Raw genomic sequence first — 12,357 nt, forward strand, 5'->3', positions numbered from 1 at the left:
TCGCCAGCGACAGTCTCGGCGCCTAGTATGCCGACTTCTGGCCCAGCACCTTGAAAGCCGTCATCACAATGATGCGCACATCCAGCGTCGGACTCCAGCGCCGGATGTAATCGATGTCGTACTGGACCCGCTTCTTCATCGAGCGCAGCTCCGGAGTCTCACCACGCAATCCATTCACCTGCGCCCAACCGGTAATACCCGGCTTCACATAGTGACGATGCATATAGCGCTCGATCACACGCTCATAGTGGTTGTTGTGCTGGATAGCGTGCGGCCGCGGCCCCACAACCGACATGTTCCCACCCAGCACATTGAAGAATTGCGGCAGCTCATCCAGGCTGCTGCGGCGCAGGAAGGCGCCGAACCGGGTCACTCGCGGGTCACCGCGCGTCGCCTGGGTGATCTGACCCGTCCCCTCGGCATGCACGCGCATGGAGCGGAACTTGAGCATCCAGAATTCCTTGCCGCCAAGCCCATGACGCTTCTGGCGGAAGAAAACCGGCCCCGGCGAACTCAGTTTCACGCCAATGGCCAGCACGGCAAACAACGGCGCCAGCAGGATCACCGCCGCACCGGCAACCAGGATGTCCTCGACGCGCTTGAACAAGCGGAACCGATGATCCACCAATCCTTGGCGTACACCGATCATCGGTACATCACCCACCTGGTGCACACCAGGGTTGAGCGCCCCAAGGCCAGTCGTATCAGGGATCAGACGTACAGGTACCGGGAATCGCTCGATCTGCTTGAGCATGTCCTTGATCGCGGATGCGTCCCCCATTGGCATCGAAACCCAGACCTGGTCGAACTCGCCGCGGTGCTGATCCATGTACTGCGGAACGTCTTCCAGCCGCCCCAGCCTGCACGGCGCGTCCCCGCCGCGACGGGTGGCGATATCGCCCGCACCGGCAAAGTAGCCGATGACGTCCTTGCCAAGCTCCGGCTTCCCACGCAGCAGACGATGCAGCCTCAACGCGGGGGCCCTTAGCCCGACCAGCAGGATCCGCTCATGGTCCATCCCGCGCGAGCGCAGGCGATGCAACTGCACCCTCAGTAGCACTCGCAGCGCCGCCATCGATCCCAGGCCAAAGGCGTACCAGCCAACCAGCCATGTCGAAGGCACCACATCGGCAAGCCCGACCAGCACGACATAGAGCGAGAACAGCGCAAAGGTGGCAGACCAGGCCAGCAACAACAGCCAGAGATCCGCCAGAAGGCCACGGATCCGCCAGTTGCGGTACACCGGCGCCACAGAGAAGCAGACGATGGCACTGAGGATCACCGCGCCGAACACGATGCGCTGGGATGAATCAGGCGCACCTGTTCCGTACAGCAGAATGTGGGAAAGAACTGCCATGCCCGGCAGCAGCAGCATGTCGCCCAAGCGCAGCCCCAACTCCAGGGCAGCCCGGGCTTCGACGCGGCGGCGACCCACCCGGGCCCGCTCTGCGGAAAGATCTTCTACTGATCCATGTAGCAACGCACTTCTCCATTCTCGGCTCGACGGGACGCGGAATTGCCTGCATCCACGTGCATGGACTCCCCAGCCGGCACGGAATCATCGAGGTTGTGTCAATCAAATGTGGAGGAATTGTGAATGAAGATTGAGCCAAAAGATAGGAATTTCGACAGACTGCGGGCCCAAGTGAGCACCCCAGAATAGTCATACCTCACTGAAATCATTAATAAATCTTTATTTTTCAATTTGCATCGACATGAGTCATTTCACGTCAAAAAATGAACGCCATTGCGCACTTCATGTCGGTTTGCTGGCGCTCAGCCCACCCCACTCCACCCCGCACCGCACCAAAGCCCAGCAACCTCCCTCTGCTACCATCGGCGGTTCTGTTCATCGCGTCCCCCACCTGCCCGCGATGGCGCCAAACAACGTAACGAAACACAGGAGTCTGCATGTCTTCCGAGCTGCTCAAGTCCCTTGGCCTGGACGCGATCAACGCTGGCACGTACCTGGGCAACGGGGAGTGGTCGAGCGCGACCAGTGGTGAGCTGATCACCCCGGTCAACCCGACCACCGGCGAGCCGATCGCGCAGGTCCGCGCGACCACCGAGGCTGAGTACGAGACCGTCGTCACCCGCGCTCAGGAAGCCTTCAAGATCTGGCGTACCACGCCGGCCCCGCGCCGCGGTGAAGCCGTGCGCCTGTGCGGCGAAGCACTGCGCAAGCACAAGGACGCCCTGGGTTCGCTGGTCGCCCTGGAAATGGGCAAGAGCAAGCCGGAAGGCGATGGCGAAGTGCAGGAGATGATCGACATCGCCGATTTCGCCGTGGGCCAGAGCCGCATGCTGTACGGCTACACCATGCATTCCGAGCGCCCCGGCCACCGCATGTACGAGCAGTACCACCCGCTGGGCCTGGTCGGCATCATCTCGGCCTTCAACTTCCCGGTCGCGGTGTGGAGCTGGAATTCGTTCCTGGCCGCCATCTGCGGCGACGTGTGCATCTGGAAGCCGTCCAACAAGACGCCGCTGACCGCCATCGCCTCGCTGAAGATCTGCAACGACGCCCTGCGCGAAGCCGGTTTCCCGGACATCTTCTTCCTGATCAACGACGCAGGCACTGCGCTGTCGGAAAAGATGGTCGATGACCGTCGCGTGCCGCTGATCAGCTTCACCGGCTCGACCCAGGTCGGCCGCACGGTCAACGAGAAGGTCGCGCGCCGCCTCGGCCGCTGCCTGCTGGAGCTGGGCGGCAACAACGCCATCATCCTGGACGAAACCGCCGACCTGAAGCTGGCCGTGCCGGGCATCGTGTTCGGTGCGGTCGGTACCGCCGGCCAGCGCTGCACCACCACCCGCCGCCTGATCGTACACCGCTCGATCTACGCCGACGTGCTGGCCACGCTGGTCAAGGCCTACAAGCAGGTGGAAGGCAAGATCGGCGACCCGACCGACGCCGCCAACCTGATGGGCCCGCTGAACAGCGATGGCGCCGTGCAGCAGTTCCTCGATGCCATCGCCCAGGCCAAGGCCGCCGGCGGCACCATCGAAACCGGTGGTACCCGCATCGACCGCGCAGGCAACTTCGTGCTGCCGGCGATCGTCTCGGGCCTGAAGAACAGCGACGCCGTGGTCCAGCACGAAACCTTCGCGCCGATCCTGTACGTGATGCCGTACGACAGCATCGACGAAGCCATCGACATGCAGAACGGCGTGCCGCAGGGCCTGTCGTCTTCGATCTTCACCCAGAACCTGAAGACCGCCGAGAAGTTCCTGTCGGCGGCCGGCAGCGACTGCGGCATCGCCAACATCAACATCGGCACGTCCGGTGCTGAGATCGGCGGCGCCTTCGGTGGCGAGAAGGACACCGGCGGTGGCCGCGAGTCCGGTTCGGATGCATGGAAGGTCTACATGCGTCGCCAGACCAACACCATCAACTATTCGGATTCGCTGCCGCTGGCGCAGGGCATCAAGTTCGATCTGTGATGGCAAACGACGCGGACACGTCTGTGGGTCAGAGCCCCTTCGGGGATCTGACCCCAGCGAAGGGTCAGCCCCCCGCAGGGGCGCCGACCCTCGCTTTCACCGGCCGCCGCGTGTTGATCGCCGGCGGCAGCAAGGGCATTGGCCGTGAAATGGCGCTGGCGTTTGCCGGCGCTGGTGCGCAGGTCTCGGTCTGCGCGCGCGGCCAGGCCGGTCTGGATGCACTGCGCGCCGATGCACAGGCACAGGGTTTCGAACTGCACACGTTTTCCACCGATCTGGCCGATCCAGGCCAGATCCAGGCCTGGCTGCAGGCCGCCGCCGATGCCCTCGGTGGCATCGACGTGCTGGTCAACAACGCCACCGGCTACGGCATGGCCGACGACGAGGACGGCTGGGCCGCCAGCCTGCAGATCGACCTGATGGCCGCCGTGCGTGCCTCGCGCCTAGCCCTGCCCTGGCTGCGTGCGTCCAGTGACGCCTGCATTCTCAATCTCTCTTCGATCGCCGCGCAGCAGCCGCGCCCCGGTGGCGCACCCTACGCCGCCGCCAAGGCCGCGCTTTCGCACTACACCACCTCGCAGGCGCTCGCGCTGGCCAAGGAACGGATCCGGGTCAATGCCATCGCACCGGGCTCGATCGAGTTCGATGACGGCCTCTGGGACCGCCGCCGCACCGAAGATCCCGCCCTGTACCACGGTACGCTGGCGAAGATTCCGTTCGGTCGCTTCGGCCACCCGCGCGAGATCGCCGATGCCGCCCTGTTCCTGTGCTCACCGCTGGCGCGCTGGGTCACCGGCAGCGTGCTCAACGTGGATGGCGGCCAGGTGTTGATGGGCTGACACCGGCACTCCGGTAGCTGCCAACCTTGGTTGGCATGCCTTTCGTCGACCAAGGTCGACGCCTACCTGGCTGAAATGCCTTTCGTCGACCAAGGTCGACGCCTGCCATCGCATCCGCCGGGCATGGGATTGCCAGGGCAGAGGCACTATCATGTGCGTACTGCCAAGGAGGACCCCGATGAGCGTGGCACCCCGACAGACAAGCGCCCTGGCCGTGGTCAGCCTGGTCATGGGCATCGCCAGCTGGACCGTCCTGCCCTTCGTGGCCAGCGTCGTGGCCATCATCACCGGCCACATGGCCCGCGCCGAAATCCGCCGCCGCCCGCATGAACTGGAAGGCGATGGCTTGGCCGTCACCGGGCTGGTGCTGGGCTGGGTGATGGTCGGCGCCGTGATCGCCGCCATCCTGGTCTTCATCCTGTTCTTCGGCGGCCTGGCCTGGCTCGCTGCAATGTCGAACTGACTGCCATGACCGCCTCCGACAGCACTGAACGCTTCAGCAGCCGCGTCGCAGATTACGTCCGCTATCGACCCGATTACCCGCCGGCCCTGCTGGACTGGCTGCACGGTCCGATGGGCGTCAGCCACGAGGCTCTGATCGCCGATATCGGCGCCGGCACCGGCATCTCCAGCCGTCAGTTTCTGGCCAGCGGTCATCCCGTTGTTGCGGTTGAGCCAAATGCGGCCATGCGAGGCGCCGCCGAACAGTGGCTGGCGCCGCAGTATCCGGACTTTTCCGCAGTCGACGGCCGCGCAGAAGCCACCGGACTGGCCGACGCCAGCATTGATCTGGTCAGCGTCGCACAGGCCTTCCATTGGTTCGATACCGTGGCGGTGCGCGCCGAATGGCAGCGAATCCTGCGCCCCGGTGGCCTGGCACTGATCTACTGGAACTCGCGCCTGCTCGATGCCAGCCCGTTCCTGGTCGGCTACGAACAGCTGCTGCTGGACTACGGCACCGACTACTCCGCTGTGGCCGAGCGCTACCAGGATGACGCCACCATGCTGGCCTGGTTCGGCGCAGGCCTGCGCGGCATGGTGGAGTTGCCCAACGTGCAGCACCTGGACTTCGACGCTCTGCGCGGGCGCCTGCTGTCCTCCTCCTATGCCCCCCAATCCGGTCATCCGCGCCACGCGCCGATGATCGACGCTTTGCAGGACCTGTTCGCCGCCCATGCGGTCGACGGGCAGGTTGCTTTTGAATATCGAACCCGAGCCTTCCTCGGCACGCTGGACTGAACCGACGCATGTATTCGCTTGCCCGCCCCTTCCTGTTCTCGCTCGACGCCGAGCGCGCCCACGGCCTCGGCCTGTCCGCATTGGACCTGGCCTATCGCACCGGCACCACGCCGCTGCTGGCCGCACGCATCGCGCCGATGCCCAGCACGGTGTTCGGGCTGACCTTCCCCAATCCAGTCGGCCTGGCCGCCGGCCTGGACAAGAACGGCGAGCACATCGACGCACTGTTCGCATTGGGCTTCGGCTTCGTCGAGATCGGCACCATCACCCCGCGCCCGCAGGCGGGCAACCCGCAGCCACGGCTGTTCCGCCTGCCGGCGCACAACGCGATCATCAACCGCATGGGCTTCAACAATGCGGGCGTGGATGCGCTGGTGCGCAACGTCGAGCGCGTGCGCAACCGTCGCGGCATGCTCGGCATCAACATCGGCAAGAACAAGGACACCCCCAACGAACAGGCCTCAGATGACTACATCGCCTGCCTGGACAAGGTGTACCCGCTGGCCGACTACATCACCGTCAACATTTCCTCGCCGAACACCGCCGGCCTGCGCGAACTGCAGGAAGAAACCTCGCTGCGCCAGCTGGTCAGCCAGCTGCGTGAGCGCCAGGAAAGCCTGGCCGCCCGGCATGGCCGCCGCGTGCCGATGCTGGTGAAGGTTGCACCGGACCTCAGCGAGCGCGACATCGACGCCGCCGCACGCGTGCTGGGCGAACTGCAGGTGGACGGCGTGATCGCCACCAACACCACCGTCGACCACAGCAAGGTGGCCGGCGACCCGCTGGCCAACGAAGCCGGTGGCCTGTCCGGTGCGCCGGTGCTGGAGCAGTCCACGCTGGTGCTGCGCCGCCTGCGCGCGCGCCTGCCCGAATCGGTGCCGCTGATCGGCGTCGGCGGCATCCTGTCCGGTGCCGATGCGGTGGCCAAGATGGCTGCTGGTGCGGCGCTGGTGCAGTGTTACAGCGGCTTGATCTTCCGCGGCCCGCCGCTGGTATCGGAGTGCGTGGAGGCGATCCGTCGCCGCCGCGAAGCGCCGAGCCGCGGCGCGGTGGCCCCGCTGTGAGCGCGCCCATGGATACCGTCGACGGCAATGCCCCGCTGCGCTGGACGCTCACCCGCAACGCGCCGCTGCAGGCACTGAACACCTTCCATGTGCAGGCCAGCGCAGCCCAACTGCTGGAACTGCACGATGCCGCACTGCTGCCGGAAGTGCTGGCGCTGCCCGACGTGGCCAGCGGCCCGCTGCTGGTGCTGGGTGCCGGCAGCAACGTGCTGATCGCCGAAGACCTGCCCGGCACCGTGCTGGTGTTCGGCAACCGTGACATCAGTTTCCTTGAGCACCGCGCCGACCACGCGGTGATCCGCGCCGGCGCCGGTGTGCCCTGGCATGGTCTGGTGATGTGGTCGCTGCAGGAAGGCCTGTCCGGCCTGGAAAATCTGGCCCTGATTCCCGGCACCGCCGGTGCCGCGCCGATCCAGAACATTGGCGCCTACGGCGCGCAGGTTGGCGAGTTCATCCAGGCGGTCGAAGCCTGGGATTGTGAGGAGCAGGCCTGGGTGCGGCTGGACAATGAACAATGCGCTTTCGCCTACCGCGACAGCGTGTTCAAGCAGCAACCGGATCGCTACCTGATCACCGCCGTCGAGTTGAAGCTGCCGCTGCTGCATGATCTGCGCATGGACTACGCCGGCATCCGCGAGGAACTGCAGGCGCAGGGCGTGGAATTGCCGAGCGCGGTGGACGTGGCCAACGCGGTGATCGCGATCCGCCGCCGCAAGCTGCCCGACCCGGATGTGCTTGGCAATGCCGGCAGCTTCTTCAAGAACCCGGTGCTGCCGCTGGAACAGGTCGACGTGCTGCTGCAGCACTTCCCTGAGCTGCCGGTGTTCCCGGCAGACCGCGAAGACAAGCGCAAGGTCTCGGCGGCATGGATGATCGAGTCCTGCGGCTGGAAGGGCTTCCGCGAAGGCGATGCCGGCGTTGCGCCGAGCCACGCACTGGTGCTGGTCAACCACGGCAACGCCACCGGCGCTGACCTGCTGGCGCTGGCGCGTCGCATCTCGGCCTCGGTGCTGGAGAAGTTCGGCGTGCCGATCGAACCGGAGCCCCGCCTGCTCGGCGCACAGTGGTGAACAGCCCCGCCCTCTCCCCCAGCGCCACCCCGATGCGGGCGGCGCTGCTGATGCTCGGCAGCACGATGGCATTCGGCCTGATGGCGGTGGCAATCCGCTATGCCACCCGTTACGTGCCCACCCAGGAAGTGGCGTTCTTCCGCAATGCCTTCGGCCTGCTGGCGCTGCTGCCGATGCTGCTGCGGCCGGGTCACGCACCGCTGAAGACCCAGCAGCTGCCGCGCTATTTCGTGCGCAGTGCGATCGGCTTGGGTTCGATGCTGTGCGCATTCTGGGCCCTGGGCCATCTGCCGTTGGCGCAGGCGGTCTCGCTCTCCTACTCCACACCGTTGTTCGTCACCATCGCCGCCGTGCTGTGGCTGGGCGAGACCGTGCGTGTGCGCCGCTGGGCCGCGGTGGTGGTCGGCTTCATCGGTGTGCTGGTGATCGTCCGCCCCGGTACGGCGGGCTTCACTGCGGGCAGCCTGGTGGCGGTGGGTGCGGCCGTGCTCAGTTCGCTGGTGGCGATCCAGATCAAGCAGCTGACCCGCGTCGACAGCGCCGACACCGTGGTGCTTTACACGTACGTGTTCTGGGTGCCGCTGTCGCTGATCCCGGCAGTGTTCGTCTGGGTCTGGCCGACCGGCTTCGCCTGGCTGTGGCTGCTGGCCACCGGCGTGCTCGGCACCATCGGCCAGCTGCTGTGGACACGTGCGCTGCGCCTGGGCGAAGTCTCGGCGCTGACCCCGATCAGCTTCCTGCAGCTGCCACTGGTGACGCTGTGCGGCTGGTTGCTGTTCAACGAAACCGTGGACCGCTGGACGATCATCGGCGCCGGCATCATCCTCGCCGCCAACGCCTACATCGCCCACCGCGAAGCCGTGCTGTCGCGCCGCGCCGCAAGCGCAGCGGCCTCGGCAGCAGCCAAGCCCGCCGAATGAAAACCGCCTCGATGGACAAGCCCTTGGTAGAGTCGACCGTTAGTCGACTGCTTTCCGTTCGGAGCTTGCAAAACCCGCGCTGCGCGCGATAGTCGACTCTACCCGGGCGATCCTGGCAACGGCCCAGAACCTAATCCAACGCGCTATACACCCGCTCCGCAGCATCGAACACATTGCCCGGCGCGAACTGCTCACCCAGGTAGTGCAGCGACTGCCGGCGCAGCTGCGGCGAGCGTTCCTCACCGTCGCTGCCCAGCAGCACCTGCTGGAACTCGATCAGGTCCTGCAGGATGCGCCAGTGCCGGTACCACGCGATCCAGCGCGGATCCCCAAGGTCGCCGCCATAACCCTCCGCGAAATCGAGCGGATTCTCGCGACCCCAGCGACCACCCACGGCGCCACCGATGAACATCAGGTCGCGCTCACGCGGCGCCAGTGACAGGCCATCCCAGTCGATCAGATGCAGGCCGCCGTCGTTGCCCATCAGCAGATTGCCGGCATGCAGGTCGGTGTGGCACAGATGCAGGTCGACCGGCGCCTCCTTCAATGCAGCGCGCAGCTCCAGCGCATGCGCATGCAGTGCCGCGATGCGCGCATGCTGCTGATCCCAGACCGAAGCGAATGCGCGCCCCAGCCCATCCTTCGCCACCGCCAGCCCTTCACCGGCCAACCATTGCCCCACCGTCTCCAGCGCCGCGGTTTCCAGCCGTACGATCGGCAATGCCTGCTGCAACTCCGGAGGCAGCCGCGCACCGTGCAGGCGTCGCAACACCTCCCCCAGCCGCCGCCACTGCGTGCGGCTCAGCGCCGCCTCGAAGCCGGACTGGCCTTCGATATAGGGGAACAGGGTGAACTGCAAGCCCCAGCGCTGCACCGACGCGCCACCGGTCAGCGCCGGCCATGGCGCGACGATTTCGTCTATGCCGAGGGTGCCGCGCAGCCAATGCAGGCTGTCCCAGACCGAGGGATCAACCTGGTAGTTCCGGCATTTCAGCCACCATTGCCCGTGCCGCGCATCGATGCGATACACGCTGGCATTGGCGTCGGCGCCCACCGGGCGCGGCACCACCGCAGTGGCCGTGATGCCATAGGATTGCTGAAGGACTTCGCCGAGATGCTGCGCCGAAGCGAATGACATGGATGCAAGCGGAAAGTATTACCTGCCGCCACTATCGCAGATGACTTCGCTGCGACACAGACATGTCCGTCACAACATCGTGCGGCGCGACCAAAGGACTAGCCTGCAATACGGCGCATCACCGCCTCCAGCGGACCGCGCGCGAACTGCCATGACCACAGCCACGCCGCAGCAGTCGCGAGCATCAGGAACAGCAGTGCCCACAGCAGTACCGAGGCCAACGACGCACTGCCGCCCAGGAGGCCCAGGCTTTCCAGCGTGCCCATGCCCAGCAGGATGTGGCCGACATACAGGGTCAAGGTCATGCGTCCGGCCGCCGTGAAAGGCTCCAGCCAGTCACCCGGGTGCACCCGCGTGAGCCACAGGCAGGCGGCAATCACACTGCAGGCCGCGCCCGCCCCGGTCAGCACATAGGCAGGACCCGGCGGCATCGGCTGCGTTCCCAACCACGCCTGCCACGGCGTTCCCTGGGCCAGATGCTGCACACCATGGCCGGCGCCGATCAGCAGCAGGCCCAGCACCAGCAGCGCGCGCTGGACCCTCGGCTGCGACAGTTGCAGGCGTGCCAGCAGCATCCCCAGCAGGAAGAAGCACAGCCACGGCAGCAGCGGATGGAAGCCATTGAACAGCAGGTTGCGAACCGCGCCCGGCCATTGCCACAGACCGGCGTATTCCAGCGTCTGCCAGTTCCATCCCTGACTGTAATCCCAGTGCAGCAACGCCCAGAACGAACAGGCCGCCAGGCCCACGATGCTGCCCAGCAACACCCGCGGCGAGGCGCGCAGCCACACCACGGCCAACGCGAAATACACCGCGTAGTAGTGCAGGATATCGGCCGGGAACAGAGTCAGGTTGAGCAGGCCCAGCGCCAGCAGGAACGCAGCACGCCGCCAGGTCTGCATGCTGGCCTGCCACCAGGGCTGCCGCTGCGTTGCCAGCACCAGGCCCAGCCCGGCCAGGGTGACGAACGTCGCCGAGGCCTTGCCTTCCAGAAGGTGGAAGAAGCCTGCCAACCAGCTCGTACCCTCCGCAGGCACGGCCATCGCAAGGCGGAAGTTGACCAGCACCATGCCGGCCAGTGCGAGGTAACGCGCCAGATCCAGGCCGTGCAGTCGCCGGTCAGCAGCGCTCATGCACGCGCCCCCAGCAGCAGCGCAAGCAGGCCAAGATCCAGCGATGCATCCTCGGTGCCATCGGCTTCGCCCAGCCCCCGACGCAGCGCATCGCTTTCGATCGCATCCAACAGCACCTGCGCCTGCAGCGCCGGGGCCAGCGCGGGTCGCCGCCGCTCGCGCTGTGCAACACGCAGCAGGGCATCGCCCAGCACCTGCTGCAGCTGCCTGCGGTTGGCCGCAAAGGCCTTGGCCACGGCAGGGTTGCGCGCACTCTCGGCCAGCACCTCGACCGCAAGCGTTGCCCATTCCGGCTGCCGGCACAGTGCATGGAAATCCTGCAGGAAGGCCATCACCTGTGTCCGCTCGCCGTCGGCGGCCGCCAGGCGCTGCAGCATCGGAGCCAGCTCTTCGCTCTCGGCCACCGCTACCGCAAGGATGATCGCCTCCTTGCCCGGGAAATGGTTGTAGAGATTGCCCAGGCTGACCCCGGCAGCCTGCGCGATGTCGCGCATGCTGGTCTGGTGGAATCCCTTGGCGAGGAAGCACTGCAGGGCGGCCTGCAGGATTTGCGTGACACGTTGCTCGTTGCGGTCTGTTCGGTTCATGGCATCAATTGTGAACGAACGTTCGTACATTTTTAAAGGGGGCGAAATCCATCGGCAGGGCACCGTTCAGCGCCGCCCTACCCGGCCCTGCGCAGCTTCAGAAAAACTCGTCGAGCAGCCGATAGAACGCCAACCGACGCTCATCAGCCACCGCGCCATAGCGCTGGAACAGCGGGGCTACCCAGCGCGTGTCACCGAAGTTGTGGACGATGCTGCGCGCGGCCAGCGCAAGGTCCTGATAGCGGTCGGCCACACCCAGCCGGCCACAATCGATGAAACCACTGAAGCGGCCCTCGGCCACCATCAGGTTGGGCAGGCAGGCATCACCGTGGCTGACCACCAGATCTTCATGCGCGGGCTGGCTGGCGAGCAGCTCGGCAACGACCTGCTGCGCACTCTGCCCCAGGCGCTCATCATCGAAATCATCGGCATCGACCAGGCCCGCTTCGACGCGCGCCACCGCGGCCTGCACACGCGACGCCAGCCGCTGGTCGAACGGGCAGGCCGCCACCGGCAAGGCATGCAGCCCGCGCAGCGCGTCGGCCAGCACCTCCACCAGCTGCTGCGGGGCGAGTTCCGGCGAGGACGCCAGATCACGGCCCGGCAACGCGCTCATCAGCAACCAGCGCCGGCCCGCGTCCTCGGCGGTGGCGATCACCGTCGGCGCCGGCTGGCCCTGCGCCTGCAGCCAACGCAGGCGGGCGATCTCATGACCCAGCTCACTGAAGGCATCGATCACTTCCGATTTCAGGAAGGCATCGGCCTGCCCCGGTCGATGCACGCGAGCGACGTCCGCACGCGAAACCCCGATCGACTGCCGCTCGATGCGCGCGCCGGCCAGCGCTTCGCGCCACGCCGATGGCAACGGCATGCCGTCGCTGCTTGCGGGTGTTGCCTGCATGCCGGGGTGCTCCAATTGCCGG

General features: G+C 66.2%; 12 protein-coding genes. 7 read left to right on the top strand and 5 right to left on the bottom strand.

From position 1 onward, the window contains the following. Nucleotides 1-22: 22 nt before the first annotated feature. Complete coding sequence (locus tag V9K93_RS18890; RefSeq protein ID WP_248298459.1) at nt 23-1,375, bottom strand: undecaprenyl-phosphate glucose phosphotransferase; 1,353 nt, start codon at nt 1,373-1,375, stop codon at nt 23-25. A 536-nt stretch (nt 1,376-1,911) separates the two neighbouring features. On the opposite strand from V9K93_RS18890, the gene amaB reads away from it, so the two are divergent. From amaB to V9K93_RS18925, 7 genes are all read left to right on the top strand, one after another. Then, on the top strand, nt 1,912-3,444 hold the full coding sequence (gene amaB, locus V9K93_RS18895; RefSeq protein WP_154348941.1) for an L-piperidine-6-carboxylate dehydrogenase: 1,533 nt from the start codon (nt 1,912-1,914) through the stop codon (nt 3,442-3,444). Beyond that, on the top strand, nt 3,444-4,283 hold the full coding sequence (locus tag V9K93_RS18900; protein WP_337303018.1) for an SDR family NAD(P)-dependent oxidoreductase: 840 nt from the start codon (nt 3,444-3,446) through the stop codon (nt 4,281-4,283). Before amaB ends, V9K93_RS18900 begins: the two co-directional genes overlap by 1 nt. Before the next feature lie 178 nt (nt 4,284-4,461). Next, complete coding sequence (locus V9K93_RS18905) at nt 4,462-4,746, top strand: DUF4190 domain-containing protein (protein ID WP_136638719.1); 285 nt, start codon at nt 4,462-4,464, stop codon at nt 4,744-4,746. A 5-nt stretch (nt 4,747-4,751) separates the two neighbouring features. Next, nucleotides 4,752-5,522, top strand: a complete 771-nt coding sequence (locus V9K93_RS18910; RefSeq protein WP_136638718.1) for a class I SAM-dependent methyltransferase — start codon at nt 4,752-4,754, stop codon at nt 5,520-5,522. A gap of 8 nt (nt 5,523-5,530) precedes the next feature. Then, on the top strand, nt 5,531-6,586 hold the full coding sequence (locus V9K93_RS18915; protein ID WP_337303019.1) for a quinone-dependent dihydroorotate dehydrogenase: 1,056 nt from the start codon (nt 5,531-5,533) through the stop codon (nt 6,584-6,586). Nucleotides 6,587-6,594: 8 nt separating this feature from the next. After that, nucleotides 6,595-7,656, top strand: coding sequence for a UDP-N-acetylmuramate dehydrogenase (gene murB, locus V9K93_RS18920; RefSeq protein WP_337303020.1), 1,062 nt, complete (start codon nt 6,595-6,597; stop codon nt 7,654-7,656). 32 nt (nt 7,657-7,688) lie between these two features. Then, the gene (locus V9K93_RS18925; protein ID WP_337303044.1) at nt 7,689-8,576 is read left to right on the top strand and encodes a DMT family transporter; all 888 of its coding nucleotides are present in this window, start codon (nt 7,689-7,691) and stop codon (nt 8,574-8,576) included. A 130-nt stretch (nt 8,577-8,706) separates the two neighbouring features. Here V9K93_RS18925 and V9K93_RS18930 read toward each other — a convergent pair whose 3' ends face one another. From V9K93_RS18930 to V9K93_RS18945, 4 genes are all read right to left on the bottom strand, one after another. After that, a complete protein-coding gene (locus tag V9K93_RS18930; RefSeq protein ID WP_295380975.1) occupies nt 8,707-9,714 on the bottom strand; it encodes a phosphotransferase in 1,008 nt (335 codons plus the stop codon). Between the two features lie 98 nt (nt 9,715-9,812). After that, nucleotides 9,813-10,847 (bottom strand): DUF418 domain-containing protein, encoded by a 1,035-nt coding sequence (locus V9K93_RS18935; RefSeq protein ID WP_337303021.1) that lies wholly within the window; start codon nt 10,845-10,847, stop codon nt 9,813-9,815. Further along, entirely contained in the window at nt 10,844-11,434 is a 591-nt protein-coding gene (locus V9K93_RS18940; protein ID WP_337303022.1) for a TetR/AcrR family transcriptional regulator, read from the bottom strand. Before V9K93_RS18940 ends, V9K93_RS18935 begins: the two co-directional genes overlap by 4 nt. Nucleotides 11,435-11,531: 97 nt before the next feature. Further along, on the bottom strand, nt 11,532-12,335 hold the full coding sequence (locus tag V9K93_RS18945; protein ID WP_136638745.1) for an APH(3')-II family aminoglycoside O-phosphotransferase: 804 nt from the start codon (nt 12,333-12,335) through the stop codon (nt 11,532-11,534). Nucleotides 12,336-12,357: the final 22 nt, after the last annotated feature.

This window comes from Stenotrophomonas sp. CCNWLW162 (genome assembly GCF_037203745.1).
GTDB classification, from domain to species: domain Bacteria; phylum Pseudomonadota; class Gammaproteobacteria; order Xanthomonadales; family Xanthomonadaceae; genus Stenotrophomonas; species Stenotrophomonas maltophilia_AQ.

Coding starts and splice junctions, on each gene's coding strand:
- V9K93_RS18925 (WP_337303044.1), top strand. CDS start 7,689: ATGCGGGCGGCGCTGCTGATGCTCGGCAGCACGATGGCATTCGGCCTG.
- V9K93_RS18910 (WP_136638718.1), top strand. CDS start 4,752: ATGACCGCCTCCGACAGCACTGAACGCTTCAGCAGCCGCGTCGCAGAT.
- V9K93_RS18915 (WP_337303019.1), top strand. CDS start 5,531: ATGTATTCGCTTGCCCGCCCCTTCCTGTTCTCGCTCGACGCCGAGCGC.
- amaB (WP_154348941.1), top strand. CDS start 1,912: ATGTCTTCCGAGCTGCTCAAGTCCCTTGGCCTGGACGCGATCAACGCT.
- V9K93_RS18890 (WP_248298459.1), bottom strand. CDS start 1,375: ATGCTGCTGCTGCCGGGCATGGCAGTTCTTTCCCACATTCTGCTGTAC.
- murB (WP_337303020.1), top strand. CDS start 6,595: ATGGATACCGTCGACGGCAATGCCCCGCTGCGCTGGACGCTCACCCGC.
- V9K93_RS18930 (WP_295380975.1), bottom strand. CDS start 9,714: ATGTCATTCGCTTCGGCGCAGCATCTCGGCGAAGTCCTTCAGCAATCC.
- V9K93_RS18940 (WP_337303022.1), bottom strand. CDS start 11,434: ATGAACCGAACAGACCGCAACGAGCAACGTGTCACGCAAATCCTGCAG.
- V9K93_RS18945 (WP_136638745.1), bottom strand. CDS start 12,335: ATGCAGGCAACACCCGCAAGCAGCGACGGCATGCCGTTGCCATCGGCG.
- V9K93_RS18905 (WP_136638719.1), top strand. CDS start 4,462: ATGAGCGTGGCACCCCGACAGACAAGCGCCCTGGCCGTGGTCAGCCTG.
- V9K93_RS18900 (WP_337303018.1), top strand. CDS start 3,444: ATGGCAAACGACGCGGACACGTCTGTGGGTCAGAGCCCCTTCGGGGAT.
- V9K93_RS18935 (WP_337303021.1), bottom strand. CDS start 10,847: ATGAGCGCTGCTGACCGGCGACTGCACGGCCTGGATCTGGCGCGTTAC.